This window comes from Amycolatopsis lexingtonensis, assembly GCF_014873755.1.
GTDB lineage: Bacteria > Actinomycetota > Actinomycetes > Mycobacteriales > Pseudonocardiaceae > Amycolatopsis > Amycolatopsis lexingtonensis.
Genome location: NZ_JADBEG010000001.1, coordinates 5095290 through 5119721, shown reverse-complemented (window position 1 = coordinate 5119721; position 24432 = coordinate 5095290). Strand labels below are relative to the sequence as shown.

Below are 24432 nucleotides of genomic sequence, written 5' to 3'. Positions count from 1 at the left end.
AACCTCCCGTGCTCTTCGGGCGCACCGGGGCGGCGGCACCCGGTGCCGCCGATAGACCTTGCAGCTTCTCCCGACGAGGATAGCCGTTGGCTTGCGCGATCCCGCGCGGTGGTGTGCGCTGAACCCATGGCTGCACAGACTTTTGACGTAGTGGTGATCGGCGCGGGTCCGGTGGGGGAGGTGGCCGCCGAACGGGCGGCCCGCGGCGGGCTGAAGGTCGCCCTCGTCGAGCACGAACGCTTCGGCGGCGAGTGCTCGTACTGGGCCTGCATCCCGAGCAAGGCCTTGCTGCGGCCGGGAAATCTCCTCGCCGCCGCCAAGCGGGTGCCCGGCGTGCCGGTCGGCGACCGGATCGACCCGGCGGCCGTCTTCGCCCGCCGTGACTGGTTCACCGGCAAGGGCGACGACTCGGGGCAGGTCGAATGGGCGCGCGGCGTCGGCATCGAGCCGGTCCGCGGGCACGGCGCGATCACCGGTGAGCGGGAGGTGACCGTCGACGGCGATCGCGTGCTGACCGCGCGGCACGCGGTGATCGTGTGCACCGGCAGCGTGCCGAACACGCCGAAGATCCCGGGCCTCGACACGATCCGGCCGTGGGGTTCGCGCGAAGCGACGTCGGCGGAATCGGTGCCGGCGCGGCTCGGCGTCCTCGGCGGTGGCGTGGTCGGCGTCGAGATGGCGCAGGCGTTCGCCTCGCTCGGCTCGGAAGTCCACCTGGTGATCACCGGCGAGCGCCCGCTGCCGCGCAACGCGCACTTCGCCGGCGACCTCGTGCTGCACGGGCTGCGCGAAGCCGGGGTCTACGTCCACACGGAGTCGAGGGTCGAGCGGGTCGCCGCGGGCGAATCCGGCACCGAGCTGACGCTGAAGGACGGCGAAACGCTCGTCGTCGACGAGTTCCTGGTCGCGACCGGGCGCCGTCCGGCGACCGCCAAGCTCGGCCTGGAGACGCTCGGCGTCGAGCCGGGCTCCGCGCTGGAGGTCGACGACACCGGCCGGGTGTCCGCAGTGGACGGTGGTTGGCTGTACGCGGCGGGCGACGTCACCGGCCGCGCACCGCTGACCCACCAGGGCAAGTACGGCGCCCGCGCGGCGGGCGACACGGTGGCGGCGCTGGCCGCGGGCAAGCCGGTCTCGGCCGAGGCGTGGAGCAAGTTCACCGCGACCGCCGACCACCACGCGGTGCCGCAGGTCGTGTTCACCGACCCGGAGGTCGCGGCGGTCGGCCTCGCGGACGCGCGGCCGGGGTCGGCCGACCGGGTCGTCGACATCGACATCGCGGTGGCGGGCTCGTCGCTGCACGCGGACGGCTACACCGGCAAGGCCCGGATCGTCGTCGACACCGAGCGGAACGTGCTGCTCGGCGTGACGTTCGTCGGCCAGGACGTCTCGGAGCTGGTGCACTCGGCGACCGTCGCGATCGTCGGGGAGGTGCCGCTCGACCGGCTGTGGCACGCGGTGCCGTCGTTCCCGACGATCAGCGAGGTGTGGCTGCGGCTGCTCGAGGCCTACGGGCTCTGAGTCACTGCGCGGGCAGGTCCAGCGCCGCCTTGGCGGCGCGGGCGAGGCCGGGATCGTCCGGAGTGGACGGTCCCGGCGCCCAGACGGCCTGCACCAGCCGCACGGACGTGCCTTCGACCTTGGAGGCGTAGGCGGCGTTCTCGAACCGCGGCGGGGCGGTGTCGCCCCACTTGCCGGTCTCGGTGGCGAGGTCGAGGATCCCGCCCCCGCCCGGCGTGTCGGCGATGGCCTTGAAGGCGGCCGCCTGCGAAGCGTCGGGGAACTCGACGATCCCGACGGTGACGGCCCCGGGCCGCCCGTCGACGGTGGCGGCGTAGCTGGCCCGCCGCACCCCGGAGCAGCTGGTCTGCTGCAGGCTGGCCTGGGCGTCCCCGAAGGCGTGCGACGCACACCGCTGATCGCCGTCGGCGGCGCGCAGGGCGAACTGCAGGCTCGGCGCCGGAGCGGCAGTGCTGGAACTGGCGGGCGGCGGCTGGGTGGCGGGCGTGGGCGGCCCGGTCGGCGCGGCGGCGGTGTCGTCCCCGGTGGTGGCGACGGCGATCGCGGCGACGACCAGCAGGACGAGCAGGCCGATGGCGCCGAGGGGAAGCCAGCGGACGGTGCGGGAGGCGGTTTCGGGCTCCGGACGGGGGCGGGCCGCCGTGGGCCGGGGCTGCGGCGGGGGAGCGGACGGCGGGACCGGTTGGTGGGCCGCGGGCCGGGGTTGCGGCGGCGGTGGGGTGCGCTCAGTGCGCTCGGTTTCCGGGGTGAGGGTTTCGGTTCGTTCGGTGTCCGGGGTGGACGGTTCGGCCTCACTCGGCCGGGTGAGGTGGGGTGCTTCGCTGCCGGGGAAGACCGGTGGTGCCGGGTAGCGGAGGACTTCGGTGCGTTCGGCTTCCGCGGGGGCGGTTTCCGGGGGTGAGGAGACCGCGGGGAGCGTGATTTCGGAGGCGAGGGGAAGTTTCGGCCCCGGCGCGGCTTTGGCGGGCGCGGTCGGCCGGGCGGAAGTGGTTGCGGAGGCGGCGGTGAGTTTCGGCTCCGGCCCGGCTTGGGCGGTCGGCGCGGCGGCGGGTTGCGGTTCGGCTTGGGCAACCGGTTCTGCGGCTGGGCCAGGCTCCGGCTCGGCTTCGGTGGGCGGTTCGGTCGCGGCGGGTGGTTCCGGCTCGGCTTCGGCAACCGGCTCGGAGACCGAGACAAGCGTCGGCTCGGCTTCGGTGGCCGCCGTGGGTTCGGCGGGTGCGGTTTCGGGCGTCGCGGGTGGTTCCGGCTCACGCTCGGCTTCGGTGGGCGGTTCGGTCGCGGCGGGAGGTTCCGGCTCGACAACCGGCTCTGAGGCCGCAACAGGCACCGGCGGCACCGGCGTCTCCGTCCGCCACCCGGAGGCTGCTTCCGCACCCGCAGCACTCGGAGCAGCAGCGGACCCAGCACCCAAGCCCGCGACCGAAGAAGCCGCCTGCGCCGGGACCTCCGGGCCGCTGTCCCAAAGGGACTCCGGGGGCGAGTCGTCCGTGAACCGGCTGAAGCCTTCCCCCACCAGGATGTCGTCCGAAAACTCCGGGGCGTCCGGAGCCAGCCCCCGGATCAGCGTGCGCACCTGGTCGACCGACCGCGGCCGGTGCGCTGTCGCCAGCGATACCGTCGCCGCCAGCATCGTGGTCGGGGTCGGGTGCAGGACGCGGACCGGGCCGGCCAGGTCGCCCGCCGGCTGGTCGACCGTCTCCACGTACGGGCCCACCGCGATGATCGTGCCCACCGGGGCCGTGCCCGGGACCAGGGCGGCGATCCTCCGCTCGCACGCCTGGGAGACGTCCAAAGCCTCCGTGGCCGGGTTGACCGCGTCGTCGTCGGCCACCAATGGCCAGCCGTCCGCGACCCACGACGCTCCCAGCGGGGCTTCCAGGCGCAGGGCCGGGTCCGGGAGGTCCACGCCGATGACGATGATCACGCCGTGCGGCAGGATGACCACCGCCTCGATCGGGCGGTCCGTCACCGAGCCGACGCCGATCAGGGCGATGCCGCCGATCACGGTGCTGCCGCGGCCCAGGGATGCCAGTGCCGCCCGGATGTCGTCCGCCACCCGGGACTGCTGCCGCTCAAGGCGCACCAGTCGCACCGAAAACCCCTCCCTGCTCGTCGTTCCGGGTCATCACGCTAGCGCGCGTGGCCGTATCCATCGTGCGACACGGGGACGACGCGGCCGCGTGCCCTCCGAAAGTGGTGCCCCGGGTGACTTGTGGTGTTCATGTGGCCAAACAGCACGGTTGGGGTGCAGAATGTGCTACAACGCATCGGAGGCGGCATTCGGGAGCCGCACTGAAGCCGTTCCGCAGCTCGAGTCAGGGCGTAGGGGAAGACGTCCCTCGTCGAGCAACAAGCGGAGGTAGCAGTGAGCACCCGTGGCAGCACCCGAGGTGTGGTGTACGTCCACTCGTCGCCGTCTGCGGTGTGTCCGCACGTCGAGTGGGCCATTTCGGGCACCCTGGGTGCCCGCGTTGACCTGAAGTGGACGGCGCAGCCGGCCAGTCCGGGTCAGCTTCGCGCCGAATGCGGTTGGCGCGCGCCCGCGGGCACCGGCGCCAGACTGGCGTCCGCCCTCAAGGCGTGGCCGATGATCCGGTTCGAAGTGACCGAAGAGCCCAGCGCGGGCGTCGACGGCGAACGGTACTGCTTCGCGCCCGGCCTCGGCCTGTGGCACGGCCGGACCAGTGCCAACGGCGACATCGTGGTGGGCGAAGACCAGCTGCGCGCCCTCGTCGCCATGACCCGCGGGGGTGAGTCCCTCGCGCACAAGCTCGACGAACTCCTCGCCGCGAGCTGGGACGAGGCGCTCGAGCCCTTCCGCCACGCCGGCGACGGCGCTCCGGTGACCTGGCTGCACCAGGTCGGCTAGCCGCGGGACGGGGGCCGGTACGCTCACGGCGTGACCGCCCCCGCCCCCAGCTCTCGCCAGCGCTGGCTGGTGCCCGTCGTGGTCGTCGTGCTGTCCGTGACCGTCGGGGCCGGCCTGCTCGCGCGTGAGCTCTACCGCCGTCCCGACCAGCCCGCCGACGACACCTCCGCCGCCGTCGCGACGCCGCCGACGTCGGGCAGCGGCGAGCCGGCCGCCGCGGACGCCGTGCGGATGACCGACGACGCCCGGGCCCACCCGCAGGCCGACGCCGTCCGCCGGGTCATCGAGACGTACTTCTCGGCCATCAACAACAAGCAGTACCAGCAGTGGACGAGCGTCGTCAGCGCGCAGCGGGTGGCCGAGCAGTCGCTCACCACCTGGAAGAACGGCGTCCGCACCACAAAGGACAGAGACGCCGTCGTCTACCGGATCGAGCGCGGCTCCGGCTCGTCGCTGCGCGTCCTGGTCGGGTTCACCAGCGTGCAGAACCCCGAGGACGCCCCGCCGTTCTTCCAGGAGCCGTGCATCAAGTGGCGGCTGGTGCTGCCGATGGTCGTCGAGCAGGCCGCGCTGAAGATCGATTCGATCGACAAGGGCCCGCCACCCGAACACGAAAAATGCTGACGAAAAAAGGGGCCCGGCCGAAGTGAACTGACCCCTGGAAGTTGGACTGGCTAGGTAAAGCTAGGGCTTGAGGGCCTGGGCTCGGTATTCGGCCGGGCTCAGGCCTTCAAGCGTGGTCGAGATGCGGATCGTGTTGTACCAGTCGATGTACTCGTCCAGCTCGGCGGTGAACTCCTCGACGGTGTCGAAGCTGTTGTGGTGGAACAGTTCTTCCTTCAAATGACCGAAGAAGTTCTCGGCCATGGAGTTGTCCAGGCAGTTCGCTCGCCGGGACATCGACTGGGCCAGGCCCGCGTCCTCGATCAACCTCCGCCAGGAGACGTGCTGGTACTGGAACCCCTGGTCGGAGTGCACCAACGGCCTGGCGGCGCCGTCGAGGGTCGCGATCGCCGCGCGCAGCGACGAGTTCGTCAGTTCCAAACTCGGGGACGGGCCATGGCTGTAGGCGATCACGGATCGGTCGAACAAGTCGATCACCGGGGACAGGTAGACCTTGCGGTCGCCGATACGGAACTCGGTCACGTCGGTGACCCATTTCGTGTCCGGAGCCGCCGCGGTGAACTGGCGATTCAGCACGTTGGCCGCGACCGTGCCGATCTGCCCGAGCCAGGACCGATAGCGGCGCGGCCGCCGGACCTGGCAGAACAGGCCCAGCATGTTCATCAGCTTCAACACCGTCTTCTTGGCTACCCGCCAGCCCCCGCGGCGCAGCATCGCGTGCACACGCCGATGCCCGTAGCGGCCGCGGGCGGCCTCGAACTGCTCGGTGACCGCCGCCTTCAGCTCGACCTGCGGGTCGGGCCGGGTCAGCCGGGCCTGGTGGTAGAAGAACGTCGAGCGTGCCAGCCCGGCGGCCGCCAGCAGCACCGCCAGCGGATACTCGGCCTTGAGGGTGGCGATGACCTGGGTTTTCACCCTCGCCCCTGCTCCTTCAAGGCCCGCAATTTTTCCAGCAACGCCACCTTCGCCGACAACTCCAGGTTCTCCTGCCGCAGGCGATCCAGCTCGCTGAGCCCGGCTGGGTCAACCGGCTTGCCCGGCCGGCCTTTCGGCTTGGGCCGCAACGCGTCCTCGCCCTCACGCCGGTACACCCTGACCCAGTTTTCCAGCAGCTTCGGCGACGACAGATCATGCTCACGCGCCAGCTCCATCGCCGACGCCTCACCATCGACGAACCGGCGCACGACCTCACGCTTGAACTCGAAGGTGAACGACCGCTTACCCGGCTCCCTCATCAGCGCTCCCGCGCTCCGCAACCTCCAACGATCACGCAAGCGTCGCACCGCCATCGGCGACACGCCCAACCGGGTCGCGACCACCTTCGCGCCATACCCGGCCTCGAACAACGCAACAGCGGACTCCCGCTGCTGCTCAGACAACGAACTTCCTGGATACACCAAACCGCTCCCCGGAAAGTCGGAACTGGATTCCCAGTCCAACTTCCGGGGAGCGGTTCAAAGCCGGGCCCCTTTTTTGAGCGTCCGTCAGGCCGCGGGGGTGAACAGCAGAGCGGTGTTGTGACCGCCGAAGCCGAACGAGTTGCTGATCGCCGCGGTCAGCTCGACCTTGCGCGGCTCACCCGAAACGACGTCCAGCTGCACCCGCGGGTCCAGGTCGGTCAGGTTCATGGTGGCCGGCACGATGCCGTGGTAGAGCGACAGGATCGTGATGATCCCCTCGACCGCGCCGGCGCCGCCGACGAGGTGGCCGAGCGCGCCCTTCGGCGCCGTCACGACCGGGTGTTCCCCGACCGCGTTGCGGATCGCCGCCGCCTCGCCGATGTCACCGACCACAGTGGACGTCGCGTGGGCGTTCACGTGCCCGACGTCCGCCGCGGTGACGCCGGCCATCTTCATCGCCGCGCGCATGGCGGCGATCTGGCCGATGCCCTCGGGGTGGTTGCCGGTGATGTGGTAGGCGTCCGAGGTGATGCCGTGCCCGGCGATCGTCGCGTAGACGCGCGCCCCGCGGGCCTTCGCCAGGTCCGCGCGCTCCAGGATGACCACGCCGGCGCCCTCGCCGAGGACGAAGCCGTCCCGGTTGGCGTCGAACGGCCGCGAAGCCGCGCCCGGGTCGTCGTTGCGCGTGGACACCGTGCGGGCCTGGGCGAACCCGGCCAGCGTGATCGGGTGGATGCACGCTTCGGCACCACCGGCGACCACGACGTCGGCGCGGCCGGAGCGGATCATCTCGACCCCGCTCGCGATGCCTTCGGCTCCCGAGGCGCAGGCCGAAGCCGGCGAATGCACACCGGCCCGCGCCTTCAGGTCGATGCCGACGTGCGCGGCCGGGCCGTTCGGCATCAGCATCGGCACGGTCAGCGGCGACACCTTGCGGAGACCCTGCTGGTGCAACAGGTCGTTCTGGGTGAGCAGGGTGACCGGCCCGCCGACCCCGGTGCCGATCGACACGCCGAGGCGGTCGGGGTCGACGTCGGTGTGCTCGTCGGTCGGCTCGGTGTACCCGGCGTCGGCCCACGCCTGGCGGGCGGCGATCAGCGCGACCTGCTCGCAGCGGTCGAGCCGGCGGGCCTGCACCCGCGGGAGGACCTCCGACGGATCGACGGCCAGCTGACCGCCGATCTTCACGGGCAGCTGCAGCTCCTCGACCCAGTCGGCCTCGATCGCCCGGATCCCGCTCCGCCCGGCCAGCAGACCGTCCCAGGTGGACGTGACGTCCCCGCCGAGCGGTGTGGTGGCGCCGAGACCGGTGATCACGACGTCGATGTTGCTCATGGGAGTCTCCTCAAGGAGGGGAAGAGGACTTACTTGGAGTTGGCCGAAACGTAGTTCACGGCGTCGCCCACGGTCTTGAGGTTGGCGAGCTCGTCGTCCGGGATCTTGACGCCGAACTTGTCCTCGGCCTGCACGGCGATCTCGACCATCGACAGCGAGTCGATGTCCAGGTCGTCCACGAACGACTTCTCGGCGGTGACGTCGTCCTGAGCCACACCGGCCACCTCTTCGACGATCTCGGCGAGGCCGGCGAGGATCTCAGCGTTGTCAGCCATGGGGTTGTTCCCTTCTCGGTCTTTCTGGGGGTCTGTATTCCCTCGGGCGAGCGCCCGCGGGGAGCGTAACGGTGATCAGGGGCAGACGAACGCCTGCCCGGCGTAGGACAGGCCCGCGCCGAACCCGACCGCCAGCACCACGTCGCCGGACTTCGCCGTCCCGGCCTTGCGCATGTGGTCCAGCGCGAGGGGGATGGACGCCGACGAGGTGTTGCCGGAGTACTTGATGTCGTCCGCGACGACCATGTCCTCGCGGGCGCCGTTGGCCCGCAGCTTCTTCGCGATCGCCTCGACGATGCGCAGGTTCGCCTGGTGCGGGATCAGCACGTCCACATCGGACGGCTTCAGCCCGGCGACGTCGAGCGCCTGCATCGCGATCGGCGCGATCTTCGTGGTCGCCCACCGGAAGACCGACTGGCCCTCCTGGTAGATGAACTCGTCCTCGGTCATCCCGATCAGGTCGACGAGGTCGCCGGCGCTGCCCCAGGAAACCGGGCCGATCTGCGGCTCGTCGGACGCGCCGACGACCGCGGCGCCCGCGCCGTCGGCGAAGATGATCGCGTTCGCGCGGTCGGTCGGGTTCACCGAATCGGTGAGCTTCTCGGCGCCGATCACGAGGACCTTCTTGGCCGAGCCGCCGCGGATCAGGTCGGAGGCGACGCCCAGGCCGTAGCAGAACCCGGCGCACGCGGCGTTGAGGTCGAACGCGCCGGGGCTCGGGATGCCGATCCGGGCGGCGACCTGGGCGGCCGCGTTCGGGATCGGGGTCGGCATCGTGCAGTTCGGCAGGATGACCGTGTCCACTTCGGACGGATCGACGCCGGCGTCGGCCAGCGCGGCGGTGCCGGCGGCGACGGCCATGTCGGTCAGCAGCTCACCCTTGTCGGCGAAGCGGCGCTCGATGATGCCGACGCGCGTGCGGATCCACTCGTCGTTGGTTTCCATGATCTTCGAGAGGTCGTCGTTGGTGACGATCCGCTCGGGCTGGTAGCTGCCGACGCCCAGCACGCGGCTGCCGCGGGAGCCCGGGTTGAGGCTCAGGGCCGGTCGGTCGGTCACGAGGCGTCCTCCTGGCGCAGCGCCGCCAGTTCGGCGGGCGACTTCAGCGCGGTGGTAGTGGTGACGACGCCCTTGAGCTGCCGCTTGACCAGTCCGGTCAGGGTGCCCGCGGGCGCGAGTTCGACGGTGCGGGTGACGCCGAGCGAGACCAGGCCGTCCATCGTCAGGTCCCAGCGGACCGACCGGGTGACCTGGGAAACGAGCCGCTCCAGGTACTCGGCTCCGCTGGTGACGACGGCGCCGTCCGCATTGGACAGCAGCGGCCGGGTGGGGTCGGCCGGGGTCAGCCCGGCGGCGTGGGCGCGCAACGCCTCTTCGGCGGGCGCCATGTACTGCGTGTGGAACGCGCCGGCGACCTTGAGGGCGCGGATCTTCGTGCCTTCCAGGGGCTCGGCGACGATCTGCGCGACGGCGTCGGCCGCGCCGGAGGCGACGATCTGCCCCGCTCCGTTGCGGTTCGCGGCGGTCAGGCCGCGTTCTTCCAGCCACGCGACGACCTGCTCGGGGTCCCCGAGCATGACCGCGGCCATCGACGTCGGTTCGAGCGCGCAGGCCTTGGCCATCTCGGCCCCGCGGACGGCGGCGAGCGCGACGGCGTCCTCGGGCTTCAGCACCCCGGCGATCGCGGCCGCGGCGAGTTCGCCGACGGAGTGGCCGGCGACCGGCGCGTCCGCGGGGACCGGCGCGGTGGCCTGCAGGTGCTCGAAGGTGAGCAGCGAGAGCGCGACGATCAGCGGCTGCGCGACCGCGGTGTCCTGGATCTCGTCCGCGTCCGCCTCGGTGCCGAGGCGGAGCAGGTCGAGCCCGGCGCGGTCGGACCACTGGGCGACGCGCTCGCGCGCGCCGTCGAGGTCGAGCCAGGGCGTGAACATACCGGGGGCCTGGGACCCCTGACCGGGAGCGAGGACTGCTGCTGTCACCCTTCAAGACAACACGGCGACGGGCCTTTCCGGGGATGCCGACGCTCACAGTGTCTACGCGGCGTCTTTGTCGGAACCCTCCAAAGACGCGCCGGAGAAGCTCGCGCGTAACCCGGATGCCTTGTCGGGTTCAATCACCTTTCGCTGTTAAGTCCATCACGTGACGCGGCCCTCACCAGAGGCCGCGGGCGCGGGCCAGCCTGCCCACCGTGAGCGCGATCCGCAGCACCAGCGCGTCGCGGGGGTCGGTCGGCTGGCAGCCGGTCAGCTCCGCCGCCTTCCGCAACCGGTAGCGGACCGTGTTCGGGTGCACGAACAACGTCTTCGCGCACGTCTCCAGCACGCCCCCGCTCTCCAGGTAGGCCTCCACGGTCCGCTGCAGCGTCGGGCCCGCCTCCTCCAGCGGCCGCGCGATCGAGTCCACCAGCAGGCGCTCGGCCTCCGCGTCCCCGGACAGGGCGCGCTCGGGCAGCAGGTCTTCCGACCGGACCGGCCGGGGCGCGCCCGGCCAGCCGACCACCGCGCGCAGCCCGGAGAGCGCCTCGGTCGCGCTGTGGTGGGCTTCGGCCAGCGACGGGACCGTCGGGCCGGCGACCACCGGGCCCTCGGCGAACGCGACCGACATGCGGGCCAGGATTTCCCGCTCCTTGACGCCGCCGTCGGTCGGCCCGCCGACCACGACGACCAGCCGGGAGCCCTGGACCGACAGCAGCACCGGGCGGCCGACGCGGGCGGCGCGGCTGCGGACCTCGAACACGACGGCGGGCGGGTCGTCCGACGGCGGGTTGCCGACCAGGACGGTCGCCGCCGCGGTCGGGTCCCAGCCCAGCGCCGTGGCGCGGGAGAGCACCGACTCCTCGGCGTCGCCGCGGACGATGCCGTCGACGACCAGCGCCTCCAGCCGGGCGTCCCACGCGCCGCGCGCTTCCGCCGCGGCCGCGTACGAGTTGGCCGCCGCGAACGCGATTTCCCGGCCGTAACGGAGGATTCCTTCGATCAGTGCCGCCCGTTCCGCTTCATTCGCGGCGAACTCCGGCAATTGCTCTTCGAAAACCTCGATCGCCAGGCGCACCATGCCGACTGCCTGGCGGAGGCTGACCCACCGCGACAGCTCGGCCGGGGCGTCGCGGAACGCCTCGGTCGTCAGCTGCAGGGCTTCCTTCGAGTCCCGCAGCCAGTCGACGAAGCCCGCGGCGCCCGCCTGGGTGATCAGCAGCACGCTCGCGCGCTGGTCGGCGGGCAGCCGGGCGAACCAGGTCAGCCGCCGCTCCATCACCGCGATGCTGGCGCTGGCCAGGCTGCCGGACGCGTGCTCGAGCCGCCGGAGCGTCTTCGCGGACAGTCCGTGGTGCTTCGGCACCCGGCGCGGGGTGGTGGTTCCGTCCATGGTTGGAGCGATCCTACGTGCTCCGCAACTTTCGTAGCCCCCGGCGGCAACGCGGGAAGGTAGGCGGAGCGTGTCAGTACTGCCTAGGATCGCGGGCACCGGGGAAGCAGGAGAGAAATGGGGGAACCGGAATGACCGGTTTAGAGATCGACGCGATCTCCAAACGCTACGGCGACGTGGTCGCATTGCGCGAAATGACCTTCGACGTCCGGCCGGGCGAATTGTTCGGGTTCGTCGGCAGCAACGGGGCAGGCAAGACCACGACCATGCGCATCGCGCTCGGCGTGCTGTCCGCCGACGGCGGCGAAGTGCGCTACGACGGGCAGCCGGTGACGCACGAAACGCGGCGCCACATCGGGTACATGCCCGAGGAACGCGGGCTCTACCCGAAGATGAAGGTGGCCGAGCAGCTGACGTACCTCGCGCGGCTGCACGGCATGTCCGCGGCCGCGGCGCGGTCGTCGGCGGAGAAGTGGACCGAACGGCTGGGCGTCGCCGCCCGCCGCGACGACGAGGTGCAGAAGCTCAGCCTCGGCAACCAGCAGCGCGTCCAGCTGGCCGCGGCGCTGGTGCACGAGCCGCGGATCCTGGTGCTCGACGAGCCGTTCTCCGGCCTCGACCCGGTCGCGGTCGACGTGATGAGCGCGGTGCTCAAGGAAAAGGCCGCCGAGGGCGTGCCGGTCGTGTTCTCCAGCCACCAGCTCGACCTCGTCGAGCGGCTGTGCGACCGGGTCGGGATCGTCCGGAGTGGACAGATGGTCGAGGTCGGCACGGTCGGCGAGTTGCGCTCCGGCGGCGCCGTGCGGCTGCGCGTCGACGTCCCGGAGGCCGGCGACGGCTGGGCCGACGGCGTCGCGGGCGTGCGGGTGCTCGGCCGCAAGGGCACGGTCACCGAGCTGGAGCTGGGTGAGGGCGCGGACGACCAGGACGTCCTCAAGGCCGCGCTGGCCACCGGGCCGGTGCGCGAGTTCGCGCGCGAGCAGCCTTCGCTGGCCGACCTGTTCCGTTCCGTCGTGACGACCGAGGAGGTTCCCGCATGAACAGCCCGCTCCCGGACGTCCGGATGAGCCCGGCCGCGGCGGTGGGGCTGGTCGCCTCCCGCGAGATCAGCACCCGCGTGAAGTCGAAGGCCTTCCGCGTCGCCACCGTGGTCATGTTGCTGCTGATCGTGGTCGGCATTCTGCTGATCAAGCTGCTCTCGGGTGGCGGCGGCGCCGACTCGACGGTCGGCTACACCCCGGCGACGGCGCCGTTCGCGGCGCCGCTCAAGGCCGGTGGCCAGGCCGTCGACGAGACCATCGACGTCACCCAGGTCGCCGACGACGCCGCCGGGCGCGCCAAGCTGGCCGACGGCTCGATCGACGCGCTGCTCACCGGCGACGGCAAGACCGTGCACGTCCAGGTGAAGAAGGACCTCGACGGCAAGCTCTCGAACGTGCTCCAGCTGCTGGCCCGCCAGGTCGCGCTCGACCAGCAGATCACCGCGCTGGGCGGCAACCCCGCGCAGTTCGAATCCGCCGTCGCGGCCGCGAAGTTCGTCGAAGACCCGCCGCTGGAGCAGCCGTACGACTACAACGGCCAGCAGCTGGTGCTGGGCATCGCGGCCGGCATCCTGATCTACCTCTCGCTGATGATCAACGGCCAGAGCGTGGCGCAGGGCGTGGTCGAGGAAAAGACCTCGCGGGTCGTGGAACTGCTGCTGTCGACGATCAAGCCGTGGCAGCTGATGGCCGGGAAGGTGCTGGGCATCGGCGTGGTCGGGCTGATCCAAATGCTCGTCATCGGGGCCGGCGGGGTGATCGCCGGGCTGGCGTCCGGGGTGCTCACCATTTCCGTTTCGGCCGCGGTCGGCACGGTCGTCTGGCTGATCGTCTGGTACCTGCTCGGGTTCTTCATGTACTCGATCGTGTTCGCCGCGCTGGGCGCGCTCGTTTCGCGCCAGGAAGACGTCGGCGGCGCGACGATGCCCGCGCTGATGTTCGTGATCGCCGGATACGTCGTCGGCATTTCCGTGCTGCCGTCGGACCCGGGAAACACGTTCGTCGAGGTGCTTTCCGTGATCCCGGTCTTCGCGCCGACGCTGATGCCGATGCGGCTGGCGATGGGCGGGGTTCCGGTGTGGGAAGCCGTGTTGTCGGTGGGGCTGGTGGTGCTGATGATTCCGGGGCTGATCTGGCTCGCCGCGCGGATCTACCGGAACGCGGTCATGCGCAGTGGCGCGAAGGTGAAACTGCGCGACGCCCTGCGCGCCGCCTGAGGTTCGCCGATTGTTCATCCGGCCCTCGGACGCTTCGGTGTCCGGGGGCCGGAACACTGTTGTCCGCGCTCGAGTGTCCACCGAATGCTCGAGGCCGCCCGGCGCTCGCGGTTTACGCTGCGCCGGACGGCCTCGTCTCCCCGGTCCCCACCGGTAGAACCAGTATGGCCACCGGTGATCTTTCCGCGCCAGTCGTCTCACTCGATCGTGGGGCGCACGAGTTGCCGCCGCTGGGTACCTGATCGACGATCCGGTGCAACACAGCGGCACCACCCCGAATCTGCGGGTGGAGATTCGGGCGCAAAACCCGTGGAGGGAGTCGGTATGGGCCAGCAACTGAAAGACGGGCTCGGGCAGGCGTGGAACCTGGTGGCCACGTTCGTCCCGAAACTCGTCGGATTCTTGATCATCCTGCTGATCGGCTGGCTGATCGCGAAGGCGATTTCGAAAGCGCTGGGGCTCGTCCTCGGCAAAGTGGGGTTCGGGAAACTGGTCGAGAAGACCGGCCTTTCCGGGAACGTCGGCAGCCAGAAGATCGACGCGGCCGGGATCCTCGTCAAATTGGTGTACTACTTCGTCCTGCTGATCGCGCTGCAGCTGGCGTTCGGCGTGTTCGGGCCGACGAACCCGGTGAGCCAGCTGCTCAACGACATCATCGCGTTCCTGCCGCGGATCGTGGTCGCGCTGGTGCTCGTGGTGGTGGCCGCGGCGATCGCGAAGGTCGTGCGGGACGTCGTCGCGTCGGCGCTGTCCGGCCGGGGCGCGGCACGCCCGCTGTCGATGGCGGCCTACTGGCTGATCATGGCGTTCGGCATCATCGCGGCGCTGGGCCAGGTGAACATCGCGACGGCGATCACCGGCCCGGTCCTGATCGCGGTACTGGCCACGATCGGCGGCGTGATCGTCGTCGGCTTCGGCGGTGGCCTGATCAAGCCGGCGCAGGACCGCTGGCGCGGCTGGATGGCGAACATGGAGCACCAGCTCGAGACGCCGAAGCAGCGCACCGGCGAGATGGGCACGGCCGAGCGGCCGCGGACCCCGGTGGGCGCGGACAACACCCCGACGCCGCCGGCCGGCACCCCGCGTCCCCAGATGTGACGCGGTAGCGGGAATCCGGGAACGGGCCCGGCGGGCGAGGAAGCCGCCGGGCCCGTTTTCGCGTTCCCGGCTGTCTTGAATGAGTCATTCAGGACCTCCGAAGACCTGAATGACTCATTCAAGACGTCGCGGCGGGCACTACCCTGGGGCGATGGGGGTCGTGGCGGCGCTCTGGCGCTATCCGGTGAAGTCGATGGCGGGCGAACGGCTGACCGAGGTCGCGGTCGGGGAGCGCGGGCTCGAGGGCGACCGCCTGTACGCCGTCCGGGATCCCGGCGGCAAGTTCGGCAGCGGCAAGAACACCACCCGGTTCCGGCGGATGCCGGGCCTGCACGCCTTCGCCGCCCGCTACGACGGCGACGTCCCGGTGCTGACCTTCCCGGACGGGCGTGTGCTCCGCGGTGACGACAGCGGCGTGCACGCCGAGCTCGCCGCCGCGCTGGAGTTCCCCGGGGTCGAGCTGGCCAAGGAAGCGGAGATCCCGCACCACGACGAAGCCGAGGTCCACCTGGTCACGACGTCCTCGCTGGCCTGGCTGACCGAACGCGCGCCCGGCGTCGCGCTCGACGAGCGGCGGTTCCGGGCCAACCTCCTGCTCGACACCGGACCGGCGCCCGAGCGCGCCGAGGAGTCCTGGGTGGGGGAGCGGGTGCGGATCGGCGAAGTGGAGCTGGAGGTCCTCCGCAAGGCCTTCCGCTGCGTGATGGTCGGCCTGCCGTGCGAAGACCTGCCCGCCGCGCCCGGGCTGCTGAAGACGATCTCCGAGGTGAACGAGGTGACCTTCGGCGTGCAAGCCCGCGTCGTCCGCGGGGGCGTGCTCCGCGTCGGGGACGTCCACGAGGTGGGATGTACCGCCCCTCACAGTCCCTAGGGAATTCACCTCGCGCGGAGCATGTTGGGAGCGGGTAGGACGAAAGGGGCGTGCCGTGGACTTCCTGCTGCACCACGGGATCACCGTGCTGGGCCAGTGGATTTCGATCGCGGAGCTCGCCGGGCAGGTGTTCGCGCTGGCGGTCGTGTTCCTCGCGCAGCGTCGCACCCTGTGGACGTGGCCCGTGCAGGTCGGGGCCACCGTGCTGCTGTTCGCCGTCTACGTCTCCGCGCACCTCGGCGGGCTCGCCGCCCGGCAGGTCGCCATCCTCGCCATCTCGCTCTACGGCTGGTGGGCCTGGACGCGCCGCAAGGACCCGGTGTTCGGCGTCGTCGTCCGCTCGGGCCGGCTCGCCGAACGGCTGGTCATGCTCGGCGCCTTCGTCGTCGGCACGACCGTCATGGCGCTGGTCCTGGACGCGCTGAACGCGTCCTGGGCGCCGTGGCCGGACGCCGCCATCTTCGTCGGCACCCTGGTCGCGTTCGGCGCGCAGGGCGCGGGACTCGTCGAGTTCTGGCTGGTCTGGCTGGTCGTCGACGCGATCGGCGTGCCGCTGCAGATCTCCTCTGGGCTCTACTTCTCGGCGGCGATCTACATCGTGTTCGCCGGGCTCGTCGTGCACGGCTGGTGGAGCTGGAACCGCTCCGCCAAGCGCGTCGCGGCCTCGTCCGGGGTCATGGCAGCATCCAGCTGAGCACCGGCGTGCTCTGACCCCACACGATCAGGCACATCACCAGCAGCAGCCCCAGGCTCCACGGCAGCACCTTCCGCAGCAGCTTTCCCTCCTCACCGGGCAGGTTCGCGGCCACGCAGGCGATCGTGAGGTTCTGCGGCGACACCATCTTGCCGAGGACGCCGCCGGAGCTGTTGGCCGCGGCCAGCAGGTCCGCCGGCAGGCCGGTCTTGGTCGCCGCCGTCACCTGCAGCGCGCCGAACAGCGCGTTCGCCGAGGTGTCCGAGCCCGAGACGGCGACGCCGAACCAGCCCAGCACCGGCGACAGGAACGCGAGCCCGGCGCCCGCCGCCGCGATGAACGTGCCGATCGTGCTCGTCTGGCCGGACAGGTTCATCACGTAGGCCAGCGCGAGCACCCCGGTGACGGTGAGGATCGCGAACCGCAGCTCCTTGACCGTCGCCAGCCACTCCTGCGCGGCGCCGCTCGCCGAAACGGCCAGTATCGCCGCCGTCAGGACGCCGGCCAGCAGGACGAGCGTGCCGCCGGTGTTGAGGAACGGCAGCGAGAAGGTGTTGCCGGAGACCGGTTTCCCGTTCGGCGCGGCCACGTTCAGCCCGGGCCAGTGGAACTTCCAGGTCGCCTTGTCCAGCAGCTTCTTGACCGGTGGCAGGACCGCGACGGAGAAGATCACGATGATCAGCGCGTAGGGCAGGTACGCCTTGACGACGTCGTCGCGCGAGTCTTCCGGCGGCGCTTCCGCGGTCGCCGTCCCGCCGGTGCCGATGCTGGTCCGGACGGCTTCGGGCACCGGGCGGCGGGTCTGCGGGAGCGCCACGAGCGCGGCGGCCCCGGCGAGCGCGGCGCCGATGTCGGCGAGCTGCGGCGACACGAAGTTGGACGCGAGGAACTGCACGAGCCCGAACGCGACCCCGCAGACCAGCGCGGGCAGCCAGGTGTCCTTCAGCCCGCGCTTGCCGTCGACGATGAGCACCAGCAGCAGCGGCACGACCAGCGCGAGCAGCGGCGTCTGGCGCCCGACGATCGAGGACACCTCCTGCAGCGGCAGGCCGGTGACCTGGGCGAGGGTGACGACGGGCGTGCCCATCGCGCCGAACGCGACCGGCGCGGTGTTCGCGACGAGCGCGACGACCGCGGCCTTCACCGGGTGGAAGCCGACGGCCACGAGCATCACGGCGCTGATCGCGACCGGCGCGCCGAAGCCCGCCAGCGCCTCCATCAGGGCCCCGAAGCAGAAGGCGATGATCAGGGCCTGGATCCGCGGGTCGTCGGAGATCCGGCCGAACGAGCGGCGCAGGACGTCGAAGTGCCCGGTCCGCACGGTGAGCCGGTAGATCCACAGCGCGTTGACGACGATCCACATGATCGGCCACAGCCCGAACGCGGCGCCCGACAGCGCGCCGGACACGGCCTGCACGATCGGCATGCCGTAGGCGGCCACCCCGACGACGAGCGCGACGAGCAGCCCGATGAGGGCGGCGTGGTGCGCCCGCATCCGGACGGCGCCGAGGAGGACGAGGACGGTGGCCAGCGGCAGCACGGCGACGAGCGCCGACAGGCCGAGTGAACCGAGGGGAGTGAGATCCTGGACGAACACGGGCGACCTCCGTTTTCCACGATGCGAAAACGGCCTTTCGGCGAGTGCCCGAGATCTTCGTCACAAACCAGGCGGTCCGTCAAGAAGTTGAGACCGGTTGGCCCAACGCGTCAGCCGCTCACGGCCGGGGCAGCACGGCGATCGCGGTCTCGGCGATCGCGCGGATGCCCGCCGGCTCGACGCCGCCCTTGCCCAGCGCTTCGAGGCCGCGCAAGACGGCCAGCACGAGCCCGGCCAGGTGGCCGGGGTCCGCGCCGGCGTCGATGTCGCCCGCGCGCTGGGCGCCCGCGATGCACGCCGTCAGGTGGTCCTGCATTTCGCGGAACAGCTGCCGGCTGCGGGCCGCGACCGCCTCGTCGTGCTCCGCGCATTCGGCCGTGCTCTTCGCGATCAGGCACCCCCGCCGTGCCCGGTCGGCGGCGACCGACTCGGCGATCGCCCGCACGTGGTCGCCGAGCCGCTGATAGGCCGTCTCGTCGGGGCCTTCGAGCTGTTCTCGCACGCCGTCGGCCGATTTCGCGCAGTAGTGGTCGAAGACGCGCAGGAAGAGCGCGTGCTTGTCGCCGAAGGCGCCGTAGAGGCTGCCCTTGCCGAGGCCGGTCGCGGCGGCGATGTCGTCGACCTTCGTGCCTGCGTAGCCGGTCTCCCAGAACTGGTCCCGTGCGGTGCGCAGGACTGCCGCTTCGTCGAAGCTCCGGGGTCTGGCCATGGGCCCAGGATAAGCGTTCTTGACTATCTCGTCCAGAACGGCGTACGTTCTGGACGAGATAGTCAAGAACTCGGGAGGCATCGTGCAGCTGGAAAACAAGACGGCCGTCGTCACCGGTGGCGGCACCGGCATCGGGCTCGCCGTCGCGAAGCGGTTCGCGGCCGAAGGGGCGCACGTCTTCATCACCGGGCGCCGCAAGGAGGTGCTCGACGACGCGGTGGCGGAGATCGGCGGCAGCGTGACGGCGATCCGGGCGGACTCGGCGAACCTGGCCGACCTCGACGAGCTCTATCGCGCGGTGGCCGAGCGCGGCCGCGGGCTGGACGTCGTGGTCGCCAACTCCGGCGGCGGGAGCTTCGCCCCGCTCGGCGAGATCACCGAGGAGCAGTTCGACTCGACGTTCGGCACCAACGTCAAGGGGGTGCTCTTCGCCGTCCAGAAGGCGCTGCCGCTGCTGAACGCGAACGCGTCGATCATCCTCACCGGCTCGACGACGTCGACGCGCGTCGGCCCGGCCTTCAGCGTCTACGCGGCGACGAAGGCGGCGGTGCGCAACTTCGCCCGCAGCTGGGCGGTCGACCTGAAGGGGACAGGCACGCGGGTCAACGTCCTGAGCCCGGGACCGACGCGCACCCCGGGCCTGCTCGGCCTGGTGCCCGACGACGCACAGCAGGGCTTGGTCGACGGGCTCGTGGCGGAGGTCCCGCTGGGTCGCCTCGGCGACCCGGCGGAGATCGCGGCCGCCGCGCTGTTCCTGGCCTCCGACGAGGCGAGCTTCGTCAACGGCGTCGAGTTCTTCGTCGACGGCGGCCAGGCGCAGGTCTAACGCAGGGTGGCGTGGCTCGGCGTCAGGTCCTTCAGGGTCCGGACGCCCAGCAGCTGCATCGTGCGGACCATTTCCGTCCGCAGGATGTCCACGCACCGCTGCACGCCGCGCTCGCCGCCGGCCATGAGGCCGTAGAGGAACGCGCGGCCGACCAGGACCGCGTCGGCGCCGCGGGCGATCGCCGCCACGATGTCGCCGCCGGACAGGATGCCGGTGTCGATCCAGACCTCCGCGCCGCCCTGGAGCTCGTCCAGCACCGCCGGGAGGAGCTCCAGGGGGGTCGGCGCGCGGTCGAGCTGGCGGCCGCCGTGGTTCGAGATGAGCACCGCGTCGGCGCCGTGCTTGACGACGTCACGCGCGTCGTCGACGTTCTGCACGCCCTTGACGACGAGCTTGCCGGGCCAGGTCTGGCGGACCCAGTCGAGGTCGTCGAAGTTCAGCGTCGGGTCGAACAGCTTGTTCAGCAGCTCGGCGACGGTGCCGTCGAAGTGGCTCAGCGAGGCGAAGTTCAGCGGTTCGGTGGTGAGCAGGTTGAACCACCACGCCGGGTGCGTCGCGCCGTCGAGGAACGTCTTGAGGGTCAGCGCCGGCGGGATGGTCAGGCCGTTGCGGACGTCCCGCAGGCGCGCGCCGCCGACCGGGGTGTCCACGGTCAGCATGAGCGTGTCGAAGCCGTTCTCCCATGCCCGATTCATCAGATCTTCGCCGGCGCCGTGGTCGCGCCAGACGTAGAGCTGGAACCACTTGCGGGCGCCGGGCGCGGCCGTGGCCAGGTCCTCGATCGACGTCGTCGCCATCGTCGAGAGGCCCATCGGGATGCCGTTGCGCTCGGCGACGCGGGCCACCGCGATCTCGCCCTCGTGCTGCATCATCCGGGTGAAACCGGTGGGGGCGAAGGCGAACGGCAGCGCGGAGGTCTTGCCGAGGATCTCGCGAGTCGTGTCCACATCGGACACTCCGCGCAGCACGTTCGGGTGGAACTCGACCCGGCGGTAGGCCTGCCGCGCGCGGCGCAGGCTGTCTTCCAGTTCGGCCGCGCCGTCGGTGTAGTCGAAGGCCGCCCGCGGGGTGCGCTTGCGCGCGGCCATCCGCAGGTCGGCGATGGTGTGCGCGTTCGCCAGCCGCCGTTCGGTGGGGTTCAGCACGATCGGCTTCGGTCGCAGGATCTGCTTCAGCTCGCTCGGCTTCGGCAGGCGGCGCTTGGTCACCTTGATCAACTCCCTAACGAACTATGCGGCAAGAGGAGCCCGGCAGACATCAGATGTCTGCCGGGCTCCTTTCTAGCACCAGGTCACGCGCTCCCGGAATCCGACGTCTGCGGCCCGGCGGCCGCGATGTCGTCCAGCCGGTACTTCGTGGCCGCTTCGAGGACCTTCGCCTGCTCGACCTCGCCGCGCTTGGCGAGGATCGACAGCGCGCCGACGGTGATCGACTCGGCGTCGACCAGGAACTTCCGCCGCGCCGCCGGCCGGGTGTCGGAGAAGCCGAAGCCGTCCGTGCCCAGCGTGAGCATGTCGGTCGGCACGTACGGGCGGATCAGGTCCGGCACCGCGCGCATCCAGTCCGACACCGCCACGACCGGCCCGTTCGAGCCCCGCAGCGCCTCGGTGACGTACGGCACGCGCGGCTCGCTGCCCGGGTAGAGCAGGTTGTCGTGGTCGATCTCGACGGCCTCGCGCCGCAGCTCGGTCCACGACGTCGCCGACCACACCGCGGCCCGCACGCCCCACTCCTCGGCCAGCAGCTTCTGCGCCTTGAGCGCGTCCGGCATCGTGACGCCCGAGACCAGGATCTGCACCTCGGGACCGTCGCCTTCGGGGGCGTCGGCGTACTTGTACAGACCCTTCAGCAGGCCGTCGACGTCGAGGTTCTCCGGCTCGGCGGGCTGCTGGTACGGCTCGTTGTAGATCGTCATGTAGTAGAAGACGTTCTCGCCGTTGCCGTCCGGGCCGGTCTCGCCGTACATCCGGCGGAGGCCGTCCTTGATGATGTGCGCGATCTCGAACGACCACGCCGGGTCGTAGGCGACCGCGGCCGGGTTGGTCGCCGCCAGCAGCAGCGAGTGCCCGTCGGCGTGCTGCAGGCCCTCACCGGTCAGCGTGGTGCGGCCGGCGGTGGCGCCGAGGACGAACCCGCGGGCCATCTGGTCGGCGGCGGCGTAGAGGCCGTCACCGGTGCGCTGGAACCCGAACATCGAGTAGAAGATGTAGATCGGGATCATCGGCTCGCCGTGCGTCGCGTACGACGTGCCGACGGCGGTGAACGACGCGGTCGAGCCCGCTTCGTTGATGCCCTCGTGCAGCAGCTGGCCCTTCTCGGACTCCTTGTAGGCCAGCATCAGGCTCGCGTCGACCGAGGTGTACGTCTGGCCGTGCGGGTTGTAGATCTTGGCCGTCGGGAACATCGAGTCGAGGCCGAACGTGCGGGCCTCGTCCGGGATGATCGGGACGACGCGCTTGCCGATCTCGGAGTCCTTCGCCAGCTCGCGGACCAGCCGGACGAACGCCATCGTCGTGGCGACCTCCTGCTTGCCCGAGCCCTTCCGGATGCCCTCGTAGACCTTGTCGCCGGGCAGCACGAGCGCCTTGGCGGCCTTCGGGCGGCGTTCCGGCAGGAAGCCGCCGAGCGCCTTGCGGCGGCCGATCATGTACTCGATCTCGGGCGAGTTGGCGCCCGGGTGGTAGTACGGCGGCAGCTTCGGGTCGCGCTCGAGCTCCTCGTCGCTGATCGGGATCCGCTGCGAGTCGCGGAACAGCTTCAGGTCGTCGAGGGTGAGCTTCTTCATCTGGTGCGTGGCGTTGCGGCCCTCGAACGCCGGGCCCAGGCCGTAGCCCTTGATGGTGTGGGCCAGGATCACCGTCGGCTGGCCGTGGTGCTCCAGCGCCGACTTGTACGCCGCGTAGACCTTGCGGTAGTCGTGGCCGCCGCGCTTGAGGTTCCAGATGTCGGCGTCGGAGAGGTCCTTGACCAGGTCCTTCGTCCGCGGGTCGCGGCCGAAGAAGTGCTCGCGGACGAAGGCGCCGTCGTTGGCCTTGTACGTCTGGTAGTCGCCGTCGGGCGTCACGTTCATCAGGTTGACCAGCGCGCCGTCGCGGTCGGCGTGCAGCAGCGAGTCCCACTCGCGGCCCCAGATGACCTTGATGACGTTCCAGCCGGCGCCGCGGAAGTACGACTCCAGCTCCTGGATGATCTTGCCGTTGCCGCGCACCGGGCCGTCGAGCCGCTGCAGGTTGCAGTTGATCACGAAGGTCAGGTTGTCGAGGCCCTCGCCGGCCGCGACGTGGATCAGGCCGCGCGATTCGGCCTCGTCCATCTCGCCGTCGCCGAGGAACGCCCAGACGTGCTGGTCGTCGGTGTTCTTGATGCCGCGGTCGCGCAGGTAGCGGTTGAACCGCGCCTGGTAGATGGCGTTCATCGGGCCGAGGCCCATCGACACCGTCGGGTTCTCCCAGAAGTCCGGCATCAGCCGCGGGTGCGGGTACGACGGCAGGCCGCCGCCCTCGCCGGCGTGGCTGTACTCCTGGCGGAAGCCGTCGAGCTGCCGCTCGGACAGCCGGCCCTCGAGGAACGCGCGGGCGTAGATGCCGGGGGAGGCGTGGCCCTGGATGTAGATCTGGTCGCCGCCGCCGGAGTGGTCCTTGCCTCGGAAGAAGTGGTTGAACCCGACCTCGTAGAGCGCGGCCGAGGAGGCGTAGGTCGAGATGTGGCCGCCGACGCCGACGCCGGGGCGCTGCGCGCGGTGCACCATGATCGCCGCGTTCCAGCGGATGTAGGCGCGGTAGCGGCGCTCGATCTCCTCGTCACCGGGGAACCACGGTTCGTTCTCGGTGGGGATCGTGTTGACGTAGTCCGTCGAGGTCAGGGCCGGGACGCCGACGTTCCGCTCCCGGGCCCGCTCGAGGATGCGCAGCATCAGGTACCGGGCCCGCTGCTGCCCGCCCCTCGCCAGAGCCTCGTCGAAGGAGTCCAGCCACTCGGCGGTCTCCTCCGGGTCGATGTCGGGCAGGTGCGCCGCCAGTCCGTCACGGATGACGCGTACGCGTGCCGGGGTCTCCTTGCCGGAGGCGCCGTCGTTCTGCGGGGCCAAGGGGTCTCCTTGCGAAAAGTTGTAGCCGGTGGTGCTCGTGCGCGGGCGTGTACGACTCTCCATCGTCGTCTTCCGTCCCCGCTTCCGCACCGCTACTTGGCGGTAACATGGGCCGACCCGGTCGGGCCACTCCCCGCGCGCGGTGTATCGCGCGCGCGTTTTCTTCTCCCCCACCCTAGGGGACGGCACCCGGAGGGGTGGCAGACCGGTCGGCCGAGGTACCCGAAACGCCGTCGCGGAGGGGCCCTCGCGGGCCGTATCCTGCGACACGAGTTGTCAAAGATCCGGTGTGGACGGTTGCGCGCGGAGCCCTACCAGTGTTCGCTGTTCGCAACCGGGTCGCCGAGTGTGGCGCCGCCGTACCTTCGAAGAGGGTGTCCGGCGCCACACTCCGTCGTAGTTGGAGGAGTGAAAGCAGTGGTCGCCGCGGGAGACGCTGATCAGAGCAGCGTCGCCGAGAGGCTCGGCATCAAGCCCGAGATGGTGGTCCAGGAGATCGGCTGGGACGAAGACGTCGACGACGACGTCCGCTCGGCGATCGAGGAGCAGATCGGCGGGGACATCCTCGACGAGGACGCCGACGAGGTCATCGACGTGGTGCTGCTGTGGTGGCGCGAGGACGACGGCGATCTCGGGGACGCGCTCATCGACGCCAGGGGCCCCCTGGAAGAGACCGGCGTGATCTGGGTGCTGACCCCGAAGACGGGGCAGCCCGGGCACGTCGAACCGAGCGAAATCGCCGAAGCGGTGCCCGCCGTCGGACTGGCCCAGACCGCCAACATGAGTGTCGGCCCGAACTGGATCGGCACCCGGCTGGTGTCCCCCAAGTCGAAGTCGAAGCAGCGCTGACCCGGCCCCGCCCGTCGCACACGATAGGGTTGTCGTCGCAGGCACGTGTCCGTA

General features: G+C 70.9%; 22 protein-coding genes. 10 read left to right on the top strand and 12 right to left on the bottom strand.

What is annotated here, in order from left to right; all coding sequences use genetic code 11:
- The first annotated feature begins 126 nt into the window (after positions 1 to 126).
- The gene (locus H4696_RS22870; protein WP_169735237.1) at positions 127 to 1521 is read left to right on the top strand and encodes a dihydrolipoyl dehydrogenase family protein; all 1395 of its coding nucleotides are present in this window, start codon (positions 127 to 129) and stop codon (positions 1519 to 1521) included.
- 1 nt (position 1522) lies between these two features.
- Here the strand turns inward: H4696_RS22870 and H4696_RS22865 are convergent, their stop codons facing one another.
- Entirely contained in the window at positions 1523 to 3613 is a 2091-nt protein-coding gene (locus H4696_RS22865) for a hypothetical protein (protein ID WP_192782487.1), read from the bottom strand.
- A 273-nt stretch (positions 3614 to 3886) separates the two neighbouring features.
- On the opposite strand from H4696_RS22865, the gene H4696_RS22860 reads away from it, so the two are divergent.
- The gene (locus H4696_RS22860) at positions 3887 to 4390 is read left to right on the top strand and encodes a DUF3145 domain-containing protein (RefSeq protein WP_086864795.1); all 504 of its coding nucleotides are present in this window, start codon (positions 3887 to 3889) and stop codon (positions 4388 to 4390) included.
- Positions 4391 to 4420: 30 nt separating this feature from the next.
- Positions 4421 to 5014, top strand: a complete 594-nt coding sequence (locus H4696_RS22855) for a hypothetical protein (protein WP_086864794.1) — start codon at positions 4421 to 4423, stop codon at positions 5012 to 5014.
- A gap of 60 nt (positions 5015 to 5074) precedes the next feature.
- On the opposite strand, the gene H4696_RS22850 is transcribed toward H4696_RS22855, so the two are convergent.
- The 7 genes from H4696_RS22850 to H4696_RS22820 all read right to left on the bottom strand — a co-directional run bounded on the left by H4696_RS22850 (position 5075) and on the right by H4696_RS22820 (position 11390).
- Positions 5075 to 5929, bottom strand: a complete 855-nt coding sequence (locus H4696_RS22850) for an IS3 family transposase (RefSeq protein WP_338078697.1) — start codon at positions 5927 to 5929, stop codon at positions 5075 to 5077.
- Complete coding sequence (locus tag H4696_RS50270; RefSeq protein WP_225955749.1) at positions 5926 to 6393, bottom strand: transposase; 468 nt, start codon at positions 6391 to 6393, stop codon at positions 5926 to 5928. Before H4696_RS50270 ends, H4696_RS22850 begins: the two co-directional genes overlap by 4 nt.
- A 105-nt stretch (positions 6394 to 6498) precedes the next feature.
- On the bottom strand, positions 6499 to 7749 hold the full coding sequence (locus tag H4696_RS22840) for a beta-ketoacyl-[acyl-carrier-protein] synthase family protein (RefSeq protein WP_086864402.1): 1251 nt from the start codon (positions 7747 to 7749) through the stop codon (positions 6499 to 6501).
- A 29-nt stretch (positions 7750 to 7778) separates the two neighbouring features.
- A complete protein-coding gene (locus H4696_RS22835; RefSeq protein WP_004559006.1) occupies positions 7779 to 8024 on the bottom strand; it encodes an acyl carrier protein in 246 nt (81 codons plus the stop codon).
- A 75-nt stretch (positions 8025 to 8099) separates the two neighbouring features.
- On the bottom strand, positions 8100 to 9083 hold the full coding sequence (locus H4696_RS22830; protein WP_086864401.1) for a beta-ketoacyl-ACP synthase III: 984 nt from the start codon (positions 9081 to 9083) through the stop codon (positions 8100 to 8102).
- Positions 9080 to 10003 (bottom strand): ACP S-malonyltransferase, encoded by a 924-nt coding sequence (locus H4696_RS22825; protein WP_086864400.1) that lies wholly within the window; start codon positions 10001 to 10003, stop codon positions 9080 to 9082. Before H4696_RS22825 ends, H4696_RS22830 begins: the two co-directional genes overlap by 4 nt.
- A gap of 172 nt (positions 10004 to 10175) precedes the next feature.
- The gene (locus H4696_RS22820) at positions 10176 to 11390 is read right to left on the bottom strand and encodes a PucR family transcriptional regulator (RefSeq protein ID WP_086864399.1); all 1215 of its coding nucleotides are present in this window, start codon (positions 11388 to 11390) and stop codon (positions 10176 to 10178) included.
- Between the two features lie 131 nt (positions 11391 to 11521).
- On the opposite strand from H4696_RS22820, the gene H4696_RS22815 reads away from it, so the two are divergent.
- The 5 genes from H4696_RS22815 to H4696_RS22795 all read left to right on the top strand — a co-directional run bounded on the left by H4696_RS22815 (position 11522) and on the right by H4696_RS22795 (position 16310).
- Positions 11522 to 12430 (top strand): ABC transporter ATP-binding protein, encoded by a 909-nt coding sequence (locus tag H4696_RS22815; protein WP_086864398.1) that lies wholly within the window; start codon positions 11522 to 11524, stop codon positions 12428 to 12430.
- Complete coding sequence (locus H4696_RS22810) at positions 12427 to 13647, top strand: ABC transporter permease (RefSeq protein WP_225955780.1); 1221 nt, start codon at positions 12427 to 12429, stop codon at positions 13645 to 13647. Before H4696_RS22815 ends, H4696_RS22810 begins: the two co-directional genes overlap by 4 nt.
- A gap of 324 nt (positions 13648 to 13971) precedes the next feature.
- The gene (locus H4696_RS22805; protein WP_086864397.1) at positions 13972 to 14745 is read left to right on the top strand and encodes a mechanosensitive ion channel family protein; all 774 of its coding nucleotides are present in this window, start codon (positions 13972 to 13974) and stop codon (positions 14743 to 14745) included.
- A gap of 151 nt (positions 14746 to 14896) precedes the next feature.
- Positions 14897 to 15616 (top strand): MOSC domain-containing protein, encoded by a 720-nt coding sequence (locus tag H4696_RS22800; protein ID WP_158104414.1) that lies wholly within the window; start codon positions 14897 to 14899, stop codon positions 15614 to 15616.
- Between the two features lie 55 nt (positions 15617 to 15671).
- Positions 15672 to 16310: a nicotinamide mononucleotide transporter family protein gene (locus H4696_RS22795; protein WP_086864395.1), complete on the top strand. Its 639-nt coding sequence runs from the start codon at positions 15672 to 15674 to the stop codon at positions 16308 to 16310.
- Here H4696_RS22795 and H4696_RS22790 read toward each other — a convergent pair.
- Positions 16291 to 17907, bottom strand: a complete 1617-nt coding sequence (locus H4696_RS22790; protein ID WP_086864394.1) for an L-lactate permease — start codon at positions 17905 to 17907, stop codon at positions 16291 to 16293. The genes H4696_RS22795 and H4696_RS22790 overlap by 20 nt on opposite strands.
- 118 nt (positions 17908 to 18025) lie before the next feature.
- Complete coding sequence (locus tag H4696_RS22785; RefSeq protein WP_086864393.1) at positions 18026 to 18616, bottom strand: TetR/AcrR family transcriptional regulator; 591 nt, start codon at positions 18614 to 18616, stop codon at positions 18026 to 18028.
- Positions 18617 to 18695: 79 nt separating this feature from the next.
- Here H4696_RS22785 and H4696_RS22780 point away from each other — a divergent pair, with 79 nt between their 5' ends.
- Complete coding sequence (locus H4696_RS22780) at positions 18696 to 19442, top strand: SDR family oxidoreductase (protein ID WP_211299850.1); 747 nt, start codon at positions 18696 to 18698, stop codon at positions 19440 to 19442.
- On the opposite strand, the gene H4696_RS22775 is transcribed toward H4696_RS22780, so the two are convergent.
- Positions 19439 to 20650 carry an alpha-hydroxy acid oxidase gene (locus H4696_RS22775; protein ID WP_086862658.1) on the bottom strand — a complete coding sequence of 404 codons (1212 nt, stop codon included), beginning with the start codon at positions 20648 to 20650 and terminating at the stop codon, positions 19439 to 19441. The two genes, H4696_RS22780 and H4696_RS22775, sit on opposite strands and share 4 nt — an antisense overlap.
- Before the next feature lie 83 nt (positions 20651 to 20733).
- Positions 20734 to 23529 (bottom strand): pyruvate dehydrogenase (acetyl-transferring), homodimeric type, encoded by a 2796-nt coding sequence (gene aceE / locus H4696_RS22770; protein WP_086862657.1) that lies wholly within the window; start codon positions 23527 to 23529, stop codon positions 20734 to 20736.
- Between the two features lie 417 nt (positions 23530 to 23946).
- Between aceE and H4696_RS22765 the strand changes: the two genes are divergently transcribed.
- Entirely contained in the window at positions 23947 to 24378 is a 432-nt protein-coding gene (locus tag H4696_RS22765; RefSeq protein ID WP_086862656.1) for a DUF3052 domain-containing protein, read from the top strand.
- Positions 24379 to 24432: the final 54 nt, after the last annotated feature.